Origin of the sequence: Isoptericola aurantiacus (genome assembly GCF_044769875.1) — a bacterium.
GTDB classification, from domain to species: domain Bacteria; phylum Actinomycetota; class Actinomycetes; order Actinomycetales; family Cellulomonadaceae; genus Isoptericola; species Isoptericola aurantiacus.
Window position 1 is genome coordinate 114,657 of the sequence record NZ_JBJBAE010000001.1, and the last position, 21,288, is coordinate 135,944.

The 21,288-nt window shown below is 75.2% G+C and carries 25 protein-coding genes; 16 read left to right on the plus strand and 9 right to left on the minus strand.

Going from position 1 to position 21,288, the window contains the following annotated elements:
* Positions 1–24 precede the first annotated feature (24 nt).
* From urtB to ACIQLL_RS00490, 11 genes are read left to right on the plus strand one after another with little or no spacing between them, the layout of a single operon-like run.
* A complete protein-coding gene (urtB, locus tag ACIQLL_RS00440; RefSeq protein ID WP_402461743.1) occupies positions 25–909 on the plus strand; it encodes an urea ABC transporter permease subunit UrtB in 885 nt (294 codons plus the stop codon).
* Positions 906–2,123 (plus strand): urea ABC transporter permease subunit UrtC, encoded by a 1,218-nt coding sequence (gene urtC, locus ACIQLL_RS00445; protein ID WP_402461746.1) that lies wholly within the window; start codon positions 906–908, stop codon positions 2,121–2,123. The genes urtB and urtC overlap by 4 nt, the downstream gene beginning before the upstream one ends.
* Positions 2,120–3,001 carry an urea ABC transporter ATP-binding protein UrtD gene (urtD, locus tag ACIQLL_RS00450; RefSeq protein WP_402461749.1) on the plus strand — a complete coding sequence of 294 codons (882 nt, stop codon included), beginning with the start codon at positions 2,120–2,122 and terminating at the stop codon, positions 2,999–3,001. Before urtC ends, urtD begins: the two co-directional genes overlap by 4 nt.
* Positions 3,001–3,696, plus strand: a complete 696-nt coding sequence (locus tag ACIQLL_RS00455; RefSeq protein WP_402461752.1) for an ATP-binding cassette domain-containing protein — start codon at positions 3,001–3,003, stop codon at positions 3,694–3,696. Before urtD ends, ACIQLL_RS00455 begins: the two co-directional genes overlap by 1 nt.
* 40 nt (positions 3,697–3,736) lie before the next feature.
* Positions 3,737–4,039 carry an urease subunit gamma gene (locus tag ACIQLL_RS00460; protein ID WP_402461754.1) on the plus strand — a complete coding sequence of 101 codons (303 nt, stop codon included), beginning with the start codon at positions 3,737–3,739 and terminating at the stop codon, positions 4,037–4,039.
* Between the two features lie 8 nt (positions 4,040–4,047).
* Complete coding sequence (ureB, locus tag ACIQLL_RS00465; RefSeq protein ID WP_402461757.1) at positions 4,048–4,470, plus strand: urease subunit beta; 423 nt, start codon at positions 4,048–4,050, stop codon at positions 4,468–4,470.
* Positions 4,470–6,173, plus strand: coding sequence for an urease subunit alpha (locus ACIQLL_RS00470; protein WP_402461760.1), 1,704 nt, complete (start codon positions 4,470–4,472; stop codon positions 6,171–6,173). The genes ureB and ACIQLL_RS00470 overlap by 1 nt, the downstream gene beginning before the upstream one ends.
* Positions 6,174–6,181: 8 nt before the next feature.
* Complete coding sequence (locus tag ACIQLL_RS00475; protein WP_402461763.1) at positions 6,182–6,958, plus strand: urease accessory protein UreF; 777 nt, start codon at positions 6,182–6,184, stop codon at positions 6,956–6,958.
* Positions 6,951–7,775 (plus strand): urease accessory protein UreG, encoded by an 825-nt coding sequence (gene ureG, locus ACIQLL_RS00480; protein WP_402461766.1) that lies wholly within the window; start codon positions 6,951–6,953, stop codon positions 7,773–7,775. Before ACIQLL_RS00475 ends, ureG begins: the two co-directional genes overlap by 8 nt.
* Before the next feature lie 7 nt (positions 7,776–7,782).
* Positions 7,783–8,535 carry an urease accessory protein UreD gene (locus tag ACIQLL_RS00485; RefSeq protein ID WP_402461769.1) on the plus strand — a complete coding sequence of 251 codons (753 nt, stop codon included), beginning with the start codon at positions 7,783–7,785 and terminating at the stop codon, positions 8,533–8,535.
* A complete protein-coding gene (locus ACIQLL_RS00490; RefSeq protein WP_402461772.1) occupies positions 8,532–9,557 on the plus strand; it encodes a HoxN/HupN/NixA family nickel/cobalt transporter in 1,026 nt (341 codons plus the stop codon). Before ACIQLL_RS00485 ends, ACIQLL_RS00490 begins: the two co-directional genes overlap by 4 nt.
* On the opposite strand, the gene ACIQLL_RS00495 is transcribed toward ACIQLL_RS00490, so the two are convergent.
* Complete coding sequence (locus tag ACIQLL_RS00495; protein WP_402461775.1) at positions 9,525–9,911, minus strand: MarR family transcriptional regulator; 387 nt, start codon at positions 9,909–9,911, stop codon at positions 9,525–9,527. The genes ACIQLL_RS00490 and ACIQLL_RS00495 overlap by 33 nt on opposite strands.
* 82 nt (positions 9,912–9,993) lie before the next feature.
* On the opposite strand from ACIQLL_RS00495, the gene ACIQLL_RS00500 reads away from it, so the two are divergent.
* Positions 9,994–11,049: a substrate-binding domain-containing protein gene (locus tag ACIQLL_RS00500; protein ID WP_402461778.1), complete on the plus strand. Its 1,056-nt coding sequence runs from the start codon at positions 9,994–9,996 to the stop codon at positions 11,047–11,049.
* 63 nt (positions 11,050–11,112) lie between these two features.
* Positions 11,113–11,733 carry a malonic semialdehyde reductase gene (locus tag ACIQLL_RS00505; protein WP_402461781.1) on the plus strand — a complete coding sequence of 207 codons (621 nt, stop codon included), beginning with the start codon at positions 11,113–11,115 and terminating at the stop codon, positions 11,731–11,733.
* Between the two features lie 87 nt (positions 11,734–11,820).
* Here the strand turns inward: ACIQLL_RS00505 and ACIQLL_RS00510 are convergent, their stop codons facing one another.
* From ACIQLL_RS00510 to ACIQLL_RS00535, 6 genes are all read right to left on the minus strand, one after another.
* Entirely contained in the window at positions 11,821–12,696 is an 876-nt protein-coding gene (locus tag ACIQLL_RS00510) for a sulfurtransferase (protein WP_402461783.1), read from the minus strand.
* The gene (gene rimI / locus ACIQLL_RS00515; RefSeq protein ID WP_402461786.1) at positions 12,693–13,277 is read right to left on the minus strand and encodes a ribosomal protein S18-alanine N-acetyltransferase; all 585 of its coding nucleotides are present in this window, start codon (positions 13,275–13,277) and stop codon (positions 12,693–12,695) included. The genes ACIQLL_RS00510 and rimI overlap by 4 nt, the downstream gene beginning before the upstream one ends.
* On the minus strand, positions 13,274–14,002 hold the full coding sequence (gene tsaB, locus ACIQLL_RS00520) for a tRNA (adenosine(37)-N6)-threonylcarbamoyltransferase complex dimerization subunit type 1 TsaB (protein WP_402461788.1): 729 nt from the start codon (positions 14,000–14,002) through the stop codon (positions 13,274–13,276). Before tsaB ends, rimI begins: the two co-directional genes overlap by 4 nt.
* A gap of 62 nt (positions 14,003–14,064) precedes the next feature.
* Positions 14,065–14,595 carry a tRNA (adenosine(37)-N6)-threonylcarbamoyltransferase complex ATPase subunit type 1 TsaE gene (gene tsaE, locus ACIQLL_RS00525; RefSeq protein WP_402461791.1) on the minus strand — a complete coding sequence of 177 codons (531 nt, stop codon included), beginning with the start codon at positions 14,593–14,595 and terminating at the stop codon, positions 14,065–14,067.
* Entirely contained in the window at positions 14,592–15,830 is a 1,239-nt protein-coding gene (gene alr, locus ACIQLL_RS00530; RefSeq protein WP_402464580.1) for an alanine racemase, read from the minus strand. Before alr ends, tsaE begins: the two co-directional genes overlap by 4 nt.
* A gap of 4 nt (positions 15,831–15,834) precedes the next feature.
* The gene (locus ACIQLL_RS00535; RefSeq protein ID WP_402461793.1) at positions 15,835–16,905 is read right to left on the minus strand and encodes a pseudouridine synthase; all 1,071 of its coding nucleotides are present in this window, start codon (positions 16,903–16,905) and stop codon (positions 15,835–15,837) included.
* A gap of 81 nt (positions 16,906–16,986) precedes the next feature.
* Here ACIQLL_RS00535 and ACIQLL_RS00540 point away from each other — a divergent pair, with 81 nt between their 5' ends.
* The 3 genes from ACIQLL_RS00540 to ACIQLL_RS00550 are packed head-to-tail and all read left to right on the plus strand — an operon-like array spanning position 16,987 to position 18,988.
* Positions 16,987–17,586 (plus strand): TlpA family protein disulfide reductase, encoded by a 600-nt coding sequence (locus ACIQLL_RS00540; protein ID WP_402461795.1) that lies wholly within the window; start codon positions 16,987–16,989, stop codon positions 17,584–17,586.
* A 4-nt stretch (positions 17,587–17,590) separates the two neighbouring features.
* A complete protein-coding gene (locus ACIQLL_RS00545; RefSeq protein WP_402461798.1) occupies positions 17,591–18,472 on the plus strand; it encodes a cytochrome c biogenesis CcdA family protein in 882 nt (293 codons plus the stop codon).
* Between the two features lie 33 nt (positions 18,473–18,505).
* Positions 18,506–18,988 (plus strand): glutathione peroxidase, encoded by a 483-nt coding sequence (locus tag ACIQLL_RS00550; RefSeq protein WP_402461801.1) that lies wholly within the window; start codon positions 18,506–18,508, stop codon positions 18,986–18,988.
* Between the two features lie 13 nt (positions 18,989–19,001).
* On the opposite strand, the gene ACIQLL_RS00555 is transcribed toward ACIQLL_RS00550, so the two are convergent.
* Both ACIQLL_RS00555 and ACIQLL_RS00560 read right to left on the minus strand, forming a co-directional pair.
* A complete protein-coding gene (locus ACIQLL_RS00555) occupies positions 19,002–19,553 on the minus strand; it encodes a GNAT family N-acetyltransferase (protein WP_402461804.1) in 552 nt (183 codons plus the stop codon).
* 45 nt (positions 19,554–19,598) lie between these two features.
* On the minus strand, positions 19,599–21,233 hold the full coding sequence (locus ACIQLL_RS00560) for a bifunctional ADP-dependent NAD(P)H-hydrate dehydratase/NAD(P)H-hydrate epimerase (RefSeq protein ID WP_402461806.1): 1,635 nt from the start codon (positions 21,231–21,233) through the stop codon (positions 19,599–19,601).
* Positions 21,234–21,288: the final 55 nt, after the last annotated feature.

Consider the following 21,288-nt stretch of genomic DNA (forward strand, 5'->3'; position numbering starts at 1 on the left):
CGGACCGACGATCGGACACTGACGATGGACATCCTGCTGAACCAGCTCTTCGCGGGCCTGAGCCTGGGCTCGGTCCTCCTGCTGGCCGCCCTCGGCCTCGCGCTGACCTTCGGCCAGATGGGGGTCATCAACATGGCCCACGGCGAGTTCATGATGGCCGGCGCCTACACCGCGTTCGTGGTGCAGGGCGTCGTCGGCAGCGCCGGGGTGAGCCTGCTGGTCGCCCTGCCGCTGGGGTTCGTGGTCGGCGGTGTCCTCGGGCTGGTGCTCGAGGCGACGCTTATCCACCGGATGTACCACCGTCCGCTGGACACCCTGCTCGTCACCTGGGGTGTGGCCCTCGTGCTGCAGCAGGTGGCGCGCGACGTGTTCGGGGCGCCGAACGTCGACGTGACCGCACCGGAGTGGCTCTCCGGTGCGGTCACGCTCGGCGGGATCGACCTGCCGAAGACCCGCCTGTTCATCCTGGCGGTCGCGGTCACCTGCGTCGCCGCGCTGGCCTTCGCGCTGAAGGCCACCCCGCTGGGCCGCCGGATCCGGTCCGTCGTGCAGAACCGGGACCTCGCCGAGGCGTCCGGCATCAGCTCACGCGCCACGGACCGCACGACCTTCTTCATCGGGTCGGGTCTGGCCGGCATCGCCGGTGTCGCGCTCACCCTGCTCGGGTCGATCGGACCCACGCTCGGCACCAACTACATCGTCGACGCCTTCCTCGTGGTGGTCGCCGGGGGCATCGGGCAGATCAAGGGCACCGTGATCGCGGCGACCGCCCTGGGCCTGATGCAGGCCTTCTTCGAGTACTCCACGACGGCGTCCGTGGCCAAGGTGCTCGTGTTCGTCGTGATCGTCGCGTTCCTGCAGGTCCGCCCGCAGGGACTGGTCTCCATGAGGACGAGGAGCCTGGCATGAGCACCACCGCACTCACCGACCGCCTGTCCGCGCTGCTGCGCCCGGGCCGCACCCGTGCCCTGTCCGGGTTCGCGTTCGCCGCGATCCTGCTGTTCGCCGTGGCCCCCCTGCTGCTCAGCCCGTTCCGGCTGGGTCTGCTGGCGAAGTTCCTCTGCCTCGCGATGGTCGCCGTCGGCATCGGGCTCGCCTGGGGCCGCGGCGGCCTGCTCACCCTCGGCCAGGGGGTGTACTTCGGACTCGGCGCCTACGTCATGGCCATGCACCTGAAGCTGGCCGACGCCGGACCGGGCGGCGTGCCGGACTTCATGAGCCTGTACGGCACCGGTGAGGTGCCGTGGTGGTGGGAGCCCATGCGCTCACCGGTCGCCACGATCGCCCTGATCGTCCTGGTCCCGGCGGCCCTGGCCGGGCTGCTCGGCTGGGCCGTGTTCACCCGCCGGGTCCGCGGCGCCTACTTCGCGATCCTGTCCCAGGCGCTGGCCGCGGCGTTCGCGATCCTGCTCATCGGTCAGCAGCAGACCACGGGCGGCACCAACGGGCTCAACGGCTTCCGGGCCTTCTTCGGCTACGACCTCACCGACCCGGTCAACCAGCGCATGCTCTACCTCATCGCGGCCGGCGTGCTGCTCGCGATGGTCCTGGTGGCCCGCCAGCTCATGGTCTCCCGGTTCGGCGAGGTGCTGGTCGCCGTGCGCGACGCCGAGGACCGCGTGCGGTTCCTCGGCTACGACCCGGCCGCCGTCAAGACGGTGGTCTACGTGGTGGCCGCCGTGATGGCCGCGATCGGCGGCGCGCTGTTCGTACCGATCGTCGGCATCATCTCGCCCGCCGACGTCGGCGTGGTGCCTTCCATCGGGTTCCTCGTGGGCGTGGCGATCGGCGGCCGCGCCACGCTGCTCGGCCCGGTGCTCGGCTCGATCGCCGTCAGCTGGGCCCAGACGAGCATGTCCGAGCAGTTCCCCTCGGGGTGGATCTACTTCCAGGGCGCGCTGTTCATCGTCGTCATCGCCTTCCTGCCCGGGGGCCTCGCCTCCCTGGTCCGGCGACGGCGCCGCGGCAGCACCCCGCCGGGCGCACCGGCGGACGGCGGCGACGGCGGCTCACCACCGCCCGACGCGCCGGCCCCCGACCCGACCGAGCCCGTCCGCGCCGAGCACCACCCGACCGAGTCCGACCGCGAACGTGCCGGACAGCCCGAGGGGAGACCCGCATGACCAGGACCCCGGCTCCGATCGAGTCCGGCACCGAGTCCGAGGCCGCGGCCGACGCGCTGCTCGGCTCCGACACCCGCCGGTTCCGGCACGACTACCTCGAGGTGCGCGGCCTGCGCGTCACGTTCGGCGGGTTCGTCGCCGTGCGCGACGTCGATCTCACGGTCACCCAGGGCGACCTGCGGTTCCTCATCGGCCCCAACGGCGCCGGCAAGACGACGCTCATCGACGCGATCACGGGCCTGGTGTCAGGTTCCGGGTCGGCACGGTTCGGCGGCACGGAGCTGCTCGGCCGCGGCACCCACCGCATCGCGCGCCAGGGCGTGGGCCGCACCTTCCAGACCGCGAGCGTGTTCGAGGAGCTCACGGTCCTGCAGAACCTGGACATCGCGGCCGGCGCCCGACGCGGGCCGCTGACGATGCTGCGACGGCGGCACGACGTGCCCGAGGCGGTCGAGCACGCGCTCGAGCTCGTCGGGCTGGCGCACCTGCGCGACACCCCGGCAGGGGTGCTCGCCCACGGGCAGAAGCAGTGGCTCGAGATCGGGATGCTCCTGGTCCAGGACGCTCACCTGCTGCTGCTCGACGAGCCCGTGGCCGGCATGACGCACGCCGAGCGGGAGGCCACGGGTGAGCTCCTGCGCCGCATCGGCTCGCAACGGGTGGTCGTGGTGGTCGAGCACGACATGGAGTTCCTGCGCTCGTTCGCCGACTCCGTGACCGTCATGCACCAGGGCCGGGTCCTGGCCGAGGGGACCGTGGCCGAGGTGCAGAACGACCCCGCCGTGGTCGAGGTCTACCTCGGGGGCCCGACCGAACCCGCAGCACCGGCCCAGCAGCCCGCCACCGAGCGCACCCCGACCGCGAAGGAGGACGCCTGATGCTCGAGCTCACCGGCCTCAGCACCGGCTACGGACGGACCGCCGTCGTCCACGACGTCGACCTCACGGTGCCCGACGGCGGTCTTACGGCCGTCCTCGGTCACAACGGCGCCGGCAAGACGACACTGCTGCGCGCCGTGCTGGGCCTGCTGCCCGTCCGGTCCGGCACCGTGCGCCTCGCGGACGACGACGTCACGCGGTGGGCGCCGCACCGCCGCGTCCGACGCGGTGTCGCCTACGTCCCCCAGGGCCAGCAGTCGTTCGGCCAGCTCACCGCCAAGGAGAACCTGCAGGTCGTCGCCGACGCCCACGGCGCAGCCGGCCGCCGCCGCACCGCCGACGCATTGGCACTGTTCCCCGCGCTCGAACCCTTGCTGGGCCGCCAGGCCGGGCTGCTCTCCGGCGGCCAGCGCCAGCAGCTCGCGATCGCCCGGGCCCTGGTCACCGGACCGCGGCTGCTGGTGCTGGACGAACCCACCGAGGGCATCCAGCCGAACGTGGTGCGGGAGATCTACGCCGCGATCACCACGCTGCTGGGCACCGGAGACCTGTCCGTGCTGCTCGTCGAGCAGCACATCGGCTACGCCGTCGAGCACGCCGGCCAGTACGCGGTGATGACCTCCGGGCGGATCACGCACCGCGCGCCGGGCGGCGCCACGGCCGTGCCGGACGCCCGGGAGGCGATGGCCCTGTGAGCCCCCGTGAGGCCGGCCCGGCCCGACGGCGGGGGGCGCCGTGCACCTGACGCCCGCCGACACCGAGAAGCTGCTGCTCGCCGTGGCCGGCATGGTCGCCCGCGACCGGCTGGACCGTGGCGTCCGGCTCAACCATCCCGAGACCGTGGCCCTGTTGTCCTGCTGGGTGCTGGAGCGCGCCCGGGAGGGTGCCGACGTCGCCGCGCTGATGCGCGACGGCACGGCCGTCCTCACGCGCGACCAGGTGATGGACGGCGTGCCGGAGATGCTCACCGACGTCCAGGTCGAGGCCACCTTCCCCGACGGCCGCAAGCTCGTCACCCTCCACCACCCGATCCCGTAGGAGCACCCGTGAGCGCCCACAGCACCGCCGGCCCCGGCGCGGTCCGCGTCGTCCCCGGCCGGATCGAGCTCAACGCCGACCGCACCGCCACCGAACGACTGCGGCTGGTCGTCACGAACACCGGCGACCGGCCCGTCCAGATCGGCTCCCACCTCCACCTGCCCGACGCCAACGCCGCGCTCGACCTCGACCGCGCGGCCGCCCACGGCTACCGGCTCGACGTGCCGGCCGGGACGTCCCAGCGTTTCGAGCCGGGCGTCAGCCGGGAGGTCGACGCCGTCGCGCTGCGCGGCGCACGCCGCGTGCCCGGCGTCCAGCGGCACAAGCCCGACGACGGGCAGATCGAGCCCGTGGCCCCGGCACCGGCGGCCCCGTACGGGTCACCGTCCGACGGCGGCAGCGGCACTCCCGGCACCGGGCCGGTGCGCTGATGGTCTGGGTGGACCGCGAGCGCTACGCCGCCCTGTACGGCCCGACCGTCGGCGACCAGGTCCGGCTGGGCGACACCGACCTGTGGATCGAGATCGCGGAGGACCGCACCGCCGGCGGGGAGGAGGCGGTGTTCGGCGGCGGCAAGACCATCCGCGAGTCGATGGCACAGTCGACCCGGACCCGTGCCGAGGGTGCGCTCGACACGGTGATCACCAACGCCGTCGTGCTCGACTGGTGGGGTGTGGTGCGTGCCGACGTCGGGCTGCGCGACGGCCGCATCGTGGCGCTCGGGCGCTCCGGCAACCCGGACGTGGCCGACGGCGTGCACCCGGACCTGGTCATCGGTCCGTCCACGGACGTGATCTCCGGCGAGGGCCGGATCCTCACCGCCGGCGGGTTCGACCCGCACGTGCACCTGCTGTCCCCCTCGGCGCTGCACGAGGCGCTCGCCACCGGCATCACGACCGTCGCCGGCGGCGGCACCGGGCCCTCGGAGGGGTCCAAGGCCACGACCGTGACCCCGGGGGCGTGGCACCTGCGCAGGACGCTCCGGGCGCTGGACCCGGTCCCCCTCAACGTCCTGCTGCTCGGCAAGGGCAACACCGTCAGCGCCGAGGCCCTCGCGGAGCAGGCGCTGGCGGGTGCGGGCAGCTACAAGGTGCACGAGGACTGGGGGTCGACGCCGGCCGCGATCGACGCGTCGTTGCGCGCGGCCGACGAGTGGGGCGTCCAGGTCGCCCTGCACTCCGACTCGCTCAACGAGGCCGGGTACGTGCAGTCCACGATCGACGCCATCGACGGGCGCGGCATCCACGCGTACCACGTCGAGGGGGCCGGTGGCGGGCACGCCCCGGACATCCTGACCATCGCGTCCCTGGAGCACGTGATCCCGGGGTCGACCAACCCGACGCTGCCCCACACGGTGAACACGGTGGCCGAGCACCTCGACATGCTCATGGTCTGCCACCATCTCAACCCGGCCGTCCCCGAGGACCTGGCGTTCGCCGAGTCCCGGATCCGTGCCACCACCATCGCCGCCGAGGACGTGCTGCACGACATGGGCGCGATCTCGATCACCTCCTCGGACGCGCAGGCGATGGGGCGCATCGGCGAGGTGATCGCGCGGACCTGGCAGGTGGCCCACGTCATGAAGCACCGGCGCGGGTCGCTCGGGAACAGCGAGCCGGCCGACAACGAGCGGGCCCGGCGCTACGTGGCCAAGTACACGATCAACCCGGCGATCGCCCACGGGGTCGACGGCGAGATCGGCTCGGTGGAGCCCGGCAAGCTGGCCGACCTGGTGCTGTGGGACCCGCGGTTCTTCGGGATCCGGCCCGAGCTGGTGATCAAGGGCGGCGTCATCGCGTGGGCGGCGCTCGGCGACCCGAACGCCTCGATCCCCACCCCGCAGCCGGTGCTGCAGCGTCCCGCCTTCGGGGACGCGATCGCCGCCGACGTCTCGGTCGCCTTCGTCGCCCCCGCCGCGATCGAGGACGGCCTGGCCGACCGGCTCGGCCTGCGACGGCGGCTGGCGCCGATCACCTCGACGCGCGGCATCGGGAAGTCCGCGATGCGCAACAACGACGTCCTGCCCCGCATCGACATCCGGCCGGACACGTTCGAGATCCGCATCGACGGCGACGTCGTCGAGCCCGCACCCGCCGCGAGGCTGCCCCTGGCGCAGCTCTACTCGATGTTCTAGGCCCGCCCGTGACCTCCGCGACGCTCCTCCCCCTGCCGGGCACGCCCGTCGGTGCCCCGGTGAGCCCGACCGCGCCCGATCCCACGTCGGTCGCCCTGCTGCTGGCCGACGCCCGCCTGCCGGGTGGCGGGCACGCGCACTCGGCGAGCCTGGAACCCGCGCTCCTGGGTGGGCTGCCGGCGTCGCAGGTCCCGGCCTGGATGGTGGGCCGCGCGACGACGGTCAGCCTCGTCGAGGCGGGCACCGCCGTCGTCGCGGCCCATGCCCTGACCACCGGCGCGCGGGCGCCGCACGACGACCCCGACGCCGGCGCCGTCGCGCTCGCCGCCGTGGGCCGCGCCTGGGCCGCGCGGACACCGTCGGCCGCGCTGCGCGACGCCGCCCGCCTGCTCGGACGTGGCTACCTGCGCGTGGCCAGGGCGCTCTGGGGCGGCCATCCGGCCGTGGCCGCCGCGACGGCGCTCGCGGCCCGCGACGGCGGGATTCCCCGCGCCGTCGTGCTCGGCGCGGTCGCCGCGGCGTCCGGCCTGCCGCCCGCCGACGTCGTGCGCCTCACCGTGTACGACGACGCGCAGACGGCGGCCTCCGCCCTGCTCAAGCTCGAGCCGTCGGACCCCCTCGTCTCCGCGCGGTGGGTCCTGGACGCGTGCGCCGCCGCGGAACCTCACGTGCCCCGTGTCGCCACCTGTACCACCCCGGAGTCGATCCCCGCCTCCGGAGCCCCGCAGACCGAGGGCTGGGCCGAGACCCACGCCCTCCAGACCCAGAGGTTGTTCCGTGCCTGAGAACCCTGTGCCACCGACCGCCCCCGCCACCGCCGTCCCGCCGGCACCGTCGGCCCCTGCGCGCCCGCTACGCCTCGGCGTCGCCGGTCCCGTCGGGGTGGGCAAGTCGTCGCTGATCGCCACCGTGTGCCGTGCGCTGGCCGACGAGCTGGAGATCGGTGTCATCACCAACGACATCTACACCGACGAGGACGCCCGGTTCCTGCGGTCGGCCGGGGTCCTGGACCCGGAGCGCATCCGAGCCGTGGAGACGGGGGCGTGCCCGCACACCGCGATCCGGGACGACGTGACCGCGAACCTGCTGGCCGCCGAGGACCTGGCCGCCGACTTCGACCCGCTGGACCTCGTCGTCATCGAGTCCGGCGGCGACAACCTCACCGCGACCTTCTCCCCCGCGCTGGTGGACGCCCAGATCTTCGTGCTCGACGTCGCGGGCGGCGGGGACGTCGCCCGCAAGGGCGGCCCCGGGATCGGCCGGGCCGACCTGCTGGTGGTCAACAAGACGGACCTGGCGCCCTACGTGGGCGTCGACGTCGAGCAGATGGTCGACGACGCCACCGCCGCCCGCGAGGGACGCGCCGTCGTCGCCCTGTCCCGCACCGACGACGCCTCCGTCGCGGCCCTGCGCACCTGGGTTCTCGGTGTCCTGGCGGCCTACCGGGGCGGCGAGCACGTGGCCCAGGACCCGGGGCCGATGGCGCCCCACTTCCACGCCGACGAGGGCGACGGTGTGCTCCACAGCCACGCCGACGGCGACGACGCGCACCACCACGAGCCCGGGCACGCCCATGACCACGACCACGCCGCCACGGCCTGAGACCCGGGTGACGACCGCCGTCGGCGTCACCCGGCCGGAGCGGCCCGGGGCACCCGTGCGGGTCGTCGCCTCCGACGGTCTGCTCGCCGTGCGGACCGTCGGGCGGACGGCGGACCGCGCCGAGGTCGCCCTCGTGGCCACGGGGGCGATGCTGCTGGGCGGCGACCACGTCGTGGTCCGGGTCGACGTCGCCGCGGGATGCCGGCTGCGGATCACCGACGTCGGCGGGACCGTCGCCTACGACGGCGAGGGCGCGGCCTGCCGCTGGGACGTGGAGGTACGGCTCGGCGACGACGCACGGCTGGAGTGGTACGGGATGCCGTTCGTGGTGTCCGACGGCGCCGACGTGACCCGGTCGACCACGGTCGCGGCGGGTGCGCGGACGCGCCTGGTGCTGCGCGAGACCGTCGTGCTGGGCCGCCACGGTGAGCGCGGCGGGCGGGTCGTGCTGCGCAGCGACCTGCACGACGACGCCGGTCCGCTGCTGGTCGAGGAGGTGGTCGCCGCGGGCAGGAGTCCCGTCCCCGGCGTGCTCGGGGGCCACCGCGTCCTCGACACCCTGACGGTGCTGGACGGGACCGACGAGTCCGACCTCCCGGCCGGGTCTGCCTCCCGGGCAGCGGTCGCCGCCCCGGTCGACGGCGCGGTCACGCTGCGTCTGGACCGCGGCGGCGCCCTCACCCGGTGGCTCGGCCCGTCCGTCCACCTCAGCCCCGTCGAGCGTGCGCTCGACCCTCGACACCCCCTGGAGGAGAGATGACCACCACCGCCACCGAGCCGGTCCGCCGGCGCGTGACCGTCCCGGTCGTCGCGAGCCTGCACGCCGCCGGCGTCACCGGGCTGGCGGTCGTCGCCGTCCTGACGGGGGGCGAGACCGCCGTGCTGCTCACGCTCGGCCTCACCGCGTACGGGCTGGGCCTGCGGCACGCGTTCGACCCGGACCACATCGCCACGATCGACAACACCACCCGTCGGTTGGTCCGGACCGAGCGCGACGCGCGCGGTGTGGGGCTGTGGTTCTCCCTCGGGCACTCGACGGTCGTGCTGGTGGCGGCGCTGCTGCTCACGGCGGGCGTCCGAGCGCTGGCACCTCTGCTCGACGACGAGGGCTCGATGCTGCACCGCGTCACCGGTGTGTGGGGGCCGCTCGTCGCCGGCACGTTCCTGCTCGTCATCGGCACCGTCAACGTCGTGCTGCTGCGCCGGGCGCTGCGCCCCGCGGACCCCGGCACGGTCGGCCGCGCCGGGGTCCCGCCGTCGGACCGGCCGGTGGGCGGGGGCCCGGTCACCTGGCTGCTGCGTCGGGTCGAGTGGGCCACCGACCGGCCACGCCGGATGTACGGCGTCGGCCTGCTGTTCGGGCTCGGGTTCGACACCGCCACCTCGATCGGCCTGCTCTCGATCGCCGCCGCGACGACGCTGGACCACGACAGCTGGTACGCGGCGCTGCCGCTCGCGCTGCTCTTCGCCGCCGGGATGTCCCTGCTCGACTCCGCCCAGGGGGCGGTCGCCCGCCGCGTGTACACCTCGGCCCGCACCACGCCGCACGGGCGGCGGCGGGTGCGCTACGACGTCGTCGTCACCGCGGTGTCGGCACTGGCAGCGTTCGTCATCGCCACCGTCACGCTGCTCCAGACCCTGGCCGAGCACGTACCGGCGGCGGCTGCCGTCCCGGGGGCGGCAGCGAACCTCGACCCGTACGGCGTGGTGCTCACGGTCGTGCTGCTGGCGGCCTGGGGGACCGGGGCGCTAGTCCTGCGCCAGTCGCGCCGTGAGGCGTGACAGCACGTCCCGGCCGCGCGCGGAGAGGTAGACCCGGATCACCCGGCGGTCGAGGCCGTCGACCTCCCGGAAGACCAGGGCGTTGGTCGCCAGGGCGTCGACCCGGCGACCCAGGGTCGCCTTGTCGGTGACGGTGGCCTCCCGCAGCTCCGACATCGTCAGGCCGTCGGGCTCCCCGGTCGAGTCCAGCGTGTCGAGGACGAGCCACTCGTCGAGCGTGAACCCCTCGGAACGGAGCACCTCGCCGGCGCGGCGGGAGGCGCGGCGCGCACCCAGCACGGACTCGCGCAGCACGGCGGCAGCCAGCGCCGACTCGACGCCGGTGTCCCCGACCGTCTCGCGTGGTGTCCGCATGCTGATCACTTCCTCCGTGTGCTCGTAGAATACCCGCCAACACAGGCCGGGGCCTGCGGGTCCCCCGCATGGACGGGACGAGATGTCTGACTTCGTCGTCGGCGTCCTGCTGCACTTCCAGGGACCGGGAGGGATCTACGGCCCGTCGTGCCAGGCCGTCACCGAGCTCGCCGTCGCCGAGATCAACGCGACCGGCGGGGTCCTCGGCCGCCCGGTGCGCGCCGAGCTCATCGACGCCGGGCAGCCCACGAACAGCCTGCGGCACCAGCTCGGTAGGGCCCTCGACGCCGGCCGGCTCCACGCGCTGACCGGATGGCACACCTCGGCCGTGCGCAACGCCGTCGTGCCCGTGGTCCAGGAACGCGTGCCGTACGTCTACCCCGCGGCCTACGAGGGCGAGGAGACCCGGTCCGGCCTCTACGTGACCGGCGAGGTGCCCTCGGCCCAGCTCTTCCCGGCGATCCGCCGGCTCCGCGCCACCCGCGGGGTGCGGCGCTGGTTCGTCGTCGGCGACGACTACGCCTGGCCACGGGGGACGTTCCGCGTGCTCTCGCAGCAGATCGCCGAGCTCGACGCCCGGTTCGCGGGGGCGCGGTTCCTCCCGGCGACGGGCGCCTCGGCAGCGCAGCTCGCCGCGACGCTCGACGCGGTCGAGGCCGCCCGGGCGGACGGCGTCCTGCTGCTGATGGTGGGGCAGAACGGGATCCGCTTCAACCGCGGGTTCGCCCGCCGCGGCCTGCACGAGCGCGTGGTGCGGCTGAGCACGCTCATGGAGGAGAACATGCTGCTGGGCAGCGGGGCAGGAGCGACGGCGGACCTGTACTCGGCCGGCGGGTGGTTCCGGAGCCTGGCGACCGGGGAGGCGCTCGACCTGATCGGCCGCTACGTGGCCCATCACGGGAGTCACGCACCGGCGGTCGGGGCTGCCGCAGAGGCCTGCTACGAGGGGATCTTCGCGCTGCGCTCGATCGTGCAGCGAGCCGGGAGCGCGACGGTGGCCGCGACGGACCGCTCGGTGGACGGTCTGGTGTACGAGGGTCCGCGCGGTCCGATGCAGTTCGCCGGCAACCACGCCGACCAGCGGCTCTACCTGGCGCGTGCCGACGGCGTCGACTTCGAGCTGCTCACCGAGCTGTGACCTGTGGTGGACGTCACGGCACTTGCCGGAATCATCCGGTTGCATCGATCTGTTGCCCGGAGCATGACCGACACGCTTCTCGAGTCCACGCCCCTCGCCATCGACGAGGCGGCCGCGGACCGCATCTTCCGCACCGCTCGCACCACCTCGCAGTGGTCCGACGCCGAGGTGTCCGACGCCCGGCTCGAGGCCGCCTGGGACCTGGCCAAGCTCGGCCCGACGGCGATGAACACGCTGCCCCTGCGCTGGCTCGTCGTCCGGTCCCCGGAGGCCAAGCAGCGCCTGGTGGCGCACATGGCGGACGGCAACAAGCCGAAGGTCGAGGCGGCGCCCGTCTCCCTCGTGCTGGCGGCGGACCCGGCGTTCCACGAGCACCTGGACGAGCTCTTCCCCGTCTACCCGGGCATCCGCGAGCAGCTCGCCCCGGCCGCCGAGCAGCGCGGCGACATGGCGCGGTTCAACGCCCTGATCCAGGCGGGCTACGTCATCGTGGCGCTGCGCGCCGTCGGCCTGGCCGCGGGCCCGATGAACGGCATGGACACCGCCGGCATCGATGCTGAGTTCTTCGGCGAGTCCGGCTGGCAGTCGCTCATGGTCGTCAACGTCGGCGAGGCCGAGGGCGAGGGCTCGCCGTACCCCCGCAACCCGCGGCTGAGCTTCGAGCAGGTCGCCGAGGTTCTCTGACCGACCCCGCACGTTGTGGGTATGAAATCGACGGTCCTGGATCGATCCAGGGCCGTCGATTTCATACCCACAACATCCGTGCGGCGGTCAGCCGCCCGTGGCGACGGGGCGGTTCGGGTCGTTCGACCACTGCGACCACGAGCCCGGGTACAGCGCGGCGGTGACCCCGGTCGCGGCCAGCGCCGCGACCTCGTGCGCGGCCGTCACCCCCGAGCCGCAGTAGACGCCGACCTCGCCCCGGCCCGTCGCTCCCAGGCCGGCGAAGCGCTCGGCGAGCTCCGGCGTCGTGCGGAACGTCCCGTCGTCGGCGAGGTTGCCGGTCGTGGGCGCCGAGACCGCGCCGGGAACGTGCCCCGCGCGCGGGTCCACCGGCTCGACCTCGCCGCGGTAGCGTTCCGCCGCGCGCGCGTCGAGCAGCACCCCGGCCCGCGCCAGGTCCGCGGCGTCGTCGGCGTCCAGCACCGGCATCCCGCCGGGGTGGACGACGACGTCACCCGGCTCCCGGACCGTCTCCCCCGTCTCCAGGGGCAACCCGGCGCGCTCCCATGCGGCCAGGCCGCCGTCCAGCAGCCGGACCTCGCGGTGCCCGAACCACCGCAGCACCCACCAGGCGCGCGCCGCCGAGGTTCCGCCCACGGCGTCGTACACGACCACCCGGGAGTCCCGGCGCACGCCCCAGCGGCGGGCCGCCTGCTGGAGCTCGGCCGCCGAGGGCAGCGGGTGCCGCCCCTCGGCGGGCGACGGCGCGGACGCCAGCTCGGTCTCCAGATCCACGTACACCGCCCCCGGCAGGTGCCCGGCCGCGTAGCGCTCGCGCCCGTCCGTGCGCCCGAGCTCCCAGCGCACGTCGAGCAGCACGGGCGCTCCCCCGGCCGGGTCCTCGAGGCCGCCGAGCTGCAGGTCCGCCGCCACCGTGGCGACGTCCACCAGCACGTCGTGGCGGGCGTCCTCCGGTGCGCTCACGCCGCGTCCCCGCGGCCTTCCGTGCCGTCGCCCACCCCGTCGCCCGGCGTCGACCCGCCGGGTGCGTCCGGCGCGTCCGGGTCACCGGCAGCGGCGAGGTCCATCCGCATCGTCCAGGCGTCCTTGTCCTCGGGCTGGTAGTACCGCTTGCGGATCGTGAGCCGCTCGAACCCGAACTGCTCGTACAGCGCGATCGCGTGCGCGTTGTCCACCGCGACCTCCAGGAACAGCGCCCGGGCGCGCAGGGCGCGCGACCGGTCGACGAGGGCCTGCAGCAGCGCGCGCCCCACGCCGCGGCTCTGGTACTTGCGGGCGGTGCCGAGGGTCATCACCTGGGCGACCTCGCCGTCGAACCACAGCCCGGCGTAGCCGATCACGGGCCGCCGTCCGACGCCGTAGCGCTCGGCGGCGTCGGCGGGCTCCGCCACGACGTACCAGCGGCCGAGGCCGGCGAGCTCGTCCGCGAGCATCCCGTAGGTCCAGGCTCCCGGACCGAACAGCTCGTGCTCCAGCTCCAGCACGCGGTCGAAGTCGGCGCTGCCCAGGGGGCGCAGCCGCACCGCCAACGGGTTGTCCGTCATCGTGCACCCCCGAGCGCCCGCCGGGCGCCGGCCGGTTCCTGCACGTCCGGCCGGCGCAGGTAGAGCGGCTCGGTCGGCAGGTCCTCCCCCGCCGCCCGGCGCGCCAGGGCGAGCCGGGCCAGGACGGTGGCGTCCGGCAGCAGGGGGGCGTCCTCGTCCGGCGGCAGGTGGTCCGCGTACAGCGCGGCGCCCTCGCCGACGACGACGAGCCGGCCCCCGTCCGGTGCCGCACCGAGGTGGTTGGCCGCGACGTCGGCCGCCCGCCCGACGTCGGGGCCGAGCAGCGTCTCGACGACGGGCACACCGTGCGGGCCCTCGTGCGCGACGACGCGGTAGCGGGACCAGTACACCTCCTTGCGGCGGGCGTCGGAGGCCGCGAGGACCTCGTCGCCCGGCTGCAGGCCGAGGTCGGCGACCGCCTGGACGGCCAGCGCGTCGATGCTGGGCACCCCGAGGAGCTCGATGTCCAGGGCCAGGGCCAGGGTGCGCGCCGTGACCAGGCCGACCCGCAACCCGGTGAAGGGTGCGGGGCCGGTGCCGCCGACGACGGCGGTCAGGTCGGTGCGCTCCAGGCCGGCGTCGTCGAGGACCTGGGCGACCAGCGGGGCGAGGGACTCGGCGTGCCGCCGGCGTTCGTCGGACGTGCGTGCGGCGAGGCGACCGCCGTCGTCGTCCACGAGTGCGACGGCCACGGCCGCGGAGGTGTCGAGAGCGAGAACTGGCACGGTCCCAGCCTACGGCGCGCGGCACCCGATGCCGACGCGGCCACGGCGGGGCTCCGGCGGGATCAGCCCGGCAGCAGGGCCGCCAGGTCGACACCCGCCCAGCGCGGCCCGACGCCCCGCAGCACGGCGTGCCGGACCCCGGCCTCGGGGGCGTCCAGGTCCACGTCGCCGCCGCGGGGCCGCTCCAGGTCGATCTCCAGCCGGTCCTCGGTCAGCGCCTCGGCCAGGCCGCGGCCCCACTCGACGACGGTCACGGAGTCCGCCAGGGACGAGTCCAGGTCCAGGGCGTCCAGCTCGGACAGGTCCCCGAGCCGGTAGGCGTCCGCGTGCACCAGCGCGGGCCCCGACGTCCCGTCGGCGCGGGGTAGCGGCGGGTGCTCGCGCGCCACGATGAACGTCGGGGACGCCACCTGGCCGCGGATCCCCAGCGCGGCGCCGAGCCCCTGGGTCAGCGTGGTCTTCCCGGCACCGAGGTCCCCGGTGAGGATGACCAGGTCCCCGGCCCGCAGCACCCCGGCCAGGGCGGCGCCGAGCGCGCGGGTGGTCTCCGCGTCCGGCAGGTCGGTCTCGGTCTGCACGACGGCGTCGCTCACGGCTGCGCCTCTCCTTCGGTCGGTCGGTGGTCGCCCAGGTAGACCCGCGGGACGCGGGTGCCGAGACGGGTCACGATCTCGTAGCTGATGGTGCCGGCGGCGTCGGCCCAGTCCTGGGCGTTCGGCACGGTCGCCCCGTGGGCGACGCCGTCGGAGGAGCCGAACAGGGTCACGACGTCGCCCGCGCGCTCGGCCGCGCCCGGGCCGAGGTCCAGCACGAGCTGGTCCATGCACACCCGCCCGGCCACGCGCAGCACGCGGGCGTCGGTCCCCGTGCCGACGGCGACGGGTCCGCCCGGTCCCGCCGACCCGCCCGAGCCGTGGCGCGGCACGCCGTCGCCGTACCCGACCGGGACGAGCCCGACGGTGGTGTCCTGCGCGGTCGTGTACAGGTGGCCGTAGGAGACGCCCTCGCCGGCCGCGACCTGCTTGACGTTGGCCAACCGCGCCTGGAACGTCATCACGGGGCGCAACCCGTGCTCCCCCGGCGCGCCCAGCAGCGGACCCGGCGCCATGCCGTACATCGAGATGCCCGTGCGCACCAGGTCGTGGTGCAGGTCGGGTCGGGTCAGGGTCGCCGCGGAGTTCGCCAGGTGCCGCACCTCGGGCCGCAGGCCGGCGCCCTCGACCAGACCCAGCGCCGCGTCGAACGCGGCGGCCTGGCGCGCGATCGAGGGGTGGCCCGGCTCGTCCGCGCACGCCAGGTGGGAGAACACGCCGACCACCCGCAGCTCCCCGGACGCCTCGGCGGCGGCCGCGCGTCGCAGCACGCCCGGCAGGTCGCCCATCGTCACGCCGCCCCGGGACAGCCCGGTGTCGACCTTGAGCTGCACCCGTGCGGTCCGTCCGGCAGCGCGGGCACCGGCCACGGCCTCCTCGAGCGCCCACGGCGCCGCGACGGTCACGTCGACGTCCGCGCGGACCAGGTCCGCGAACGGCGCACCGGGGGCGAGCAGCCACACCAGCACCCGCGCGTCCACCCCGCCGAGCCCGGCACGCAGCGCCAGCGCCTCCTCCGCCGTCGCCACCCCGAGCCACGTCGCGCCGCCCGCGAGCGCCGCGCGGGCCACCGGGAGCATGCCGTGCCCGTACCCGTCGGCCTTGACGACGGCCATGAGGGCCGACGACGGCGCGTGGCCGCGCAGGGCGCGCACGTTGTCGGTGACGGCGTCGAGGTCGACGACGGCACGGGCGGGTGCACCGTCGGGGAAGGGCGGGAAGGTCACGCCCGCGATTCTCTCACTCGTCCCCGAGGGGACCCGCAGGCTCCGCGCGCGTGCCGGGCACGTCCGGTCGTCCGGGCGGCCCGGACCACTCGGCGAGCCGGCGCCGCGAGACGAACCGCCGGGGCTCTCCGGTCAGCGGGTCGTCGAACGCGAGCGAGCGCGCCAGGAGCTGCAGCGGACGCTCCGGGTCGTCCGGGGCGTCCGCGCGGAGCTCGGGCCAGAACGGGTCGTGCAGGATCGGCAGTCCCAGGGACGCCAGGTGCAGCCGGAGCTGGTGGGTCTTGCCGGTGCGGGGCTCCAGCCGGTACAGCCCGAGACCTCGCGTCTCGTCGCGGTCCACCAGGTCGATCCACGACTCGGCGTTCGCCTCGCCCGGCACCTCCTCGGCGCGCACGACGCCGCGGCGCTTGACGATGCGCGACCGCACCGTGCGGGGGAACGGCGGTGCGCCGTCGTCGTCCACGGCGCCGCCGTCCGGCAACGGAGCGACGGCCTCGTAGACCTTGCGGGCCCGGCGCTCCTGGAAGACGAGCTGGTAGGCGCCGCGCACCGCGGGCCGCACCGTGAGCACCAGGACGCCCGCCGTCGGGCGGTCGAGCCGGTGGGCGGGGACCAGGTCGGGCAGGTCGAGCGTGCGGCGCAGGTACGTCAGCACGGTCTGCGTGACCCACCGCCCGCGGGGCATCGTCGCCACGAGGTGCGGCTTGTCGACCACCAGCAGGTTCTCGTCGCGGTGCAGCACCTCGAGCTCGTCCAGCGCGGGGACGTCCGGCTCGTCGGACGGCGGGTCGCGGTACAGGTAGAGGAAACCGCGCGGCTCGTACGGGGTGTCGGCGGTGACCGGGGCGCCGTCGCCCGTGACGACCTCGCCGGCCGCGACCTTCTCGCGCAGGCGGGCGCCGTCGTCGGCGAACCGGGCCAGCAGGTAGCCGAGCGCCGTGGGATGCCGGGCCACCGTGGCGGCGTCGTGCGGCAGGACCAAGCGCGTGGGGTTGAGGCCGTCGCGCACCGGCAGCGGCGGGACGTGCTTGCGCGGGCCGCGACGCGGCGGCGTCGGGTCCGGGGAGGCAGGCACGCGTGGCATGCGGTCATTGTCCCGTGCCGTCACCACCCTGTAAGGCACGCGGGCCTGTGCGAGGCCGGGGCGGCGGACGAGACTGGAGGTATGAACCGCCGACCGCACCACACTGCCGTGGCCCTGGCCGCAGCCGCCACCCTCGCCCTCGCGGGATGCGCCGCCGACCCCGAGACCGCCGAGCCCGCCTCCGGGGCCGCCGAGGACACCGCCTCCGAGCCGATGGACGACGCGTCCGAGGACATGGCCGACGACGAGACGGCCGAGGACATGGCCGAGGACACGTCCACCGACGCCGTCTACGACTTCACCGCCACCACGCTGGACGGCGGCACGTTCGAGGGCTCGTCCCTGGAGGGCTCCCCCGCCGTGCTGTGGTTCTGGGCGCCCTGGTGCCCCACGTGCATCATGCAGATCCCCACCGTGACGGGGCTGGCCGAGGACTACGGCGACGACGTGGCGGTCGTGGGCGTCGGCGGGCTCGACGACGCCGCGGCGATCAGCGACATGGCCGAGAAGAACATCTCCGGCATCACGCACCTGGTGGACGACGCCGGCGAGGTCTGGCAGCACTTCGGCATGACCCAGCAGTCCACGTTCGTGGTCCTGGACGCCGACGGCGAGATCGTCGTCGAGGGCTCCGTGCCGGAGACCGAGCTCGAGTCCGTCGTCGCCGACCTCGCGGGCTGAGCGCGTGCTCGGCGACGGCGCCTTCGCGCTCGCCCTGGGCGCGGGTCTGGTGGCCGCGGTCAACCCCTGCGGGTTCGCCCTCCTGCCCGCCTACCTGGCCACCCTGGTGCGGCCCGACGACGGCCGGGCCGCCGCCGTCGGGCGCGCGCTGCGCTCCACGGCGGCGCTCACCCTCGGGTTCGTCGCCGTGTTCGGGGTCTTCGGGCTCGCCGTGGCCCCGGTCGCGAGCTCGGTGCAGCGGTACCTGCCGGCGTTCACGCTGGTCCTCGGCGTGGTGCTCGCCGCCGCGGGGGTCTGGGTGCTGGCCGGCCGGGAGCTGCCCGGCCTGCGCCTGCGGCGCACCGGGAGCGGCAGGCCGCTCACGGACCGCTGGTGGTCGGTGGTCGGGTTCGGCGCGTCCTACGCCCTGGCGTCGCTGACCTGCACGATCGCGCCGTTCCTCGCCGTCGTGGTGACGGCGTTCCGCGCCGGGTCGGTGCTCCAGGGGGTGGCCCTGTTCGCCACCTACGCCGCCGGGATGGCGCTGCTCGTGGGGACGGCCGCCGTCGTCGTCGCGACGGCCGGGGCGGGGGTCGTGGGACGGGCCCGGAGCGCCGGTCCGGTGCTCGCGCGCGTCGGCGGCGGCATCCTGCTGGTCGCCGGCCTGTACGTGGCCTGGTACGGGTTCTGGGAGCTGCGGGTGCTGGCCGGCGGCGCCGGGGGCGACCCGGTGGTGGCCGCCGCGTCCTCGGTGCAGCGCTGGCTCGCCTCGATCGCGCAGGACCTCGGCGGGGCGGGGCTCCTCGCGGTGCTCGTGGTGGTCCTGGGGCTCGCCGGCGCGTCCACCTGGTGGCGGCGGCACCGGTCGGGGCGCACCGGGCACGACGCCGCACCGGACCGGACCTAGCCGTCCGGTTCGCCAGGGGCGAGGATGGGGGCCATGGACATCTACGACATCCCCTTCGACCGCATGGACGGCACGACGGCCACGCTCGCCGAGCACCGCGAGGACGTCGTGCTGGTGGTCAACGTGGCCTCCCGCTGCGGGCTGACACCCCAGTACTCGGCGCTGGAGGAGCTGCAGAAGACCTACGCGGACCGCGGGTTCACCGTCGTCGGGTTCCCCTCCAACCAGTTCCTGCAGGAGCTGTCCACCGACGAGAAGATCGAAGAGTTCTGCTCGACCACCTACGGCGTCACGTTCCCGGTGGTCTCCAAGGTCAAGGTCAACGGCAGGAACGCCCACCCGCTGTACGCCGAGCTGACGAAGACGCCCGACGCCGGCGGGCACGACGGCCGGATCCGGTGGAACTTCGAGAAGTTCCTCGTGCTGCCCGGTGGCGAGGTGCGCCGGTACTCCCCCAAGACCGTCCCCGACGACCCGCAGATCGTCGAGGTCATCGAGAAGCACCTGCCGCGCTGAGGACGGGACCGGGTCAGCCGCCGGGGACGGGTGTCCGACCGGCGTCGTCGACGTGGCGGGCGGACGTGCGCGACGTCAGGAGCAGGCCGACCCCGCCCGCGAACCGCACCCGGTGGAACGACGGCGCGCGGGCCACCTCCTGGAAGCCCCAGCGACGGTGCAGGGCGATCGAGGCCGTGTTGCGGGCGTTCACCGTGTAGTGGACGCGGTCGGTGACCGGGCCGAGCCAGTCCAGGCGCACCGCCGTCAACGCGGTCCCGACGCCCCGTCGTCGCCACGCCGGGTGCACCGTCACCCCGCCGAGGTAGTGCCCCGCGGGGGCCACGCCGTCGGACCGGCCGAACAGGTGCGTCTTGGCCCAGCCGACGACGACGTCCCCGGCCCGGGCGACGACCACGAGGCGGTCCGGGTCGAGGACCGCCGCGCGCAGCCCCTCGACGTGCGTGGGCCTGCCGGCGGCGGCGTCGACCCGCGCGACCGCGGCGAGGTCGGCGATCGTCGCCTCGCGGATCTCGAGGCCATCGATGCCCCCGTCCGACGGTCCGCGGGGCGCCGGTTCGTCCATGGCCCGATCCCATCACAGGTCGGAGCCTTCGTGCCGGTCACCGGCTCACCGCAGGGACAGCAGCTCCGCCACGGTGCCGGGCACGGCCTCGGCCACGTCCAGGGCGGCCACCGGCCCGCCCGGGTTCGCCCGCTGGGCCGCGAGGCCGTGCACCACGGCGGCACCGGCGGCGACCTCGGCGGCCAGCGCCGGGTCCGCGACCACCTCGGCCGACCGTCCGGCGAGCATCGTGCCCAGGATCCCCGACAGGACGTCGCCCGCCCCGGCGGTGGACAGCCAGGCCGGTGCGTCGGCCTGCGCATAGGTGACGCCCGCCCCCACCACCACCGTGACGGCGCCCTTGAGCAGGATCGTCGCCCCGGTGAGCTCGTGCGCCCGCCGCGCCCACCGCATCGGTTCCGCCTCGATCTCGACCCGGTGGACGTCCTCACCGTGCCGCCGCAGCACCGTGCGCAGCTCCCCGGCGTGCGGCGTCAGGACGAACCACGGCGGGCACGACTCCGCCACGAGCCCCAGGCCCCCGGCGTCGACGACGGCGGGGACGGGACCGCGCGACAGCCCGGCCAGCTCGCCGCGCGCTGCGGCCAGCCCGGCCCGCCCACGGTCCGACTGACCGTCGTCCGCGTCGTCGGCCGCCGGCGGGACCCCCGGCCCGACGATCCACGACTGCACCCGGCCCGGCGCGGTGACCACCTCGGGCCGGGCGGAGAGCACCGCGCGGGCTACGGTCGCCGGACCGCGGTAGCGCACCATGCCGACGCCGGTGCGCACGGCGGACGAGGCCGCGAGCACGGCGGCCCCGGGGAACGTGGACGTCCCCGCCACGAGTCCGACGACGCCCCGGGTGTACTTGTGGTCGGCGGGGCCCGGGACCGGCCATCTCGACGCCACGTCGGCGGGATCGAGCCGGTGCACCTCGGGAGGCCGCTCGAGGCTCAGCCCGATGTCGACGACGGTCACCTCACCGGCCAGGTGGGCCGCCGGCGGGAGCAGCAGCCCCGGCTTGGCGGCGCCGAACGTCACCGTGCGGTCGGCGGCCAGCACGGGCCCGGGGACGGTCCCGTCGTCGACCCCGATGCCCGAGGGGGTGTCGACGGCGACGATCCACGGCCGCCCACCCGCGGCCGCCCCGCTGTTCGCCGCACCCACCCCCGCTGTGGGCATGAAATCTGCACGCATGGATCGTTCCATGCCTGCAGATTTCATGCCCACAGCGGGGGTGAGGGCGTCCACGGCGGTGACGATCTCGGCGGCGACTCCCCGCAGCGCCCCGGAGGCCCCGATCCCGACCAGTCCGTCGAGCACGACGTCGGCCCCGGCGACGTCCCGGGCCGCCGCCCCGAGCCGGTCAGGCGCCGCGGCGAGATCCACGACGCGACCGCCGGCCGACCGCAGGGCGTCCAGACCCCCTGCGTGCGTGCGCTGCCCGGTCAGCACCGCGTGGACGTGCAGGCCGCGCCCCGCGAGCACCGCACCCGCGTGCAGCGCGTCGCCCCCGTTGTTGCCCGACCCGGCCAGGACGGCGACGCGAGCGCCCCGCAGGGTCCGTCGTCGGGCACGCAGGTCGGCCAGGACCTGCACCGCCAGGGCGAAGGAGGCGCGTTGCATGAGCGGCACCCCCGCCCGCAGCAGCGGTTCCTCGGCGGCGCGGACGTCGGCAGCGGACCAGGCACGGATCATGTCTGGCATCCTCCCGCGACACGGGCGCGGGCGCAGCGAGAGGAATAGGCTCTGG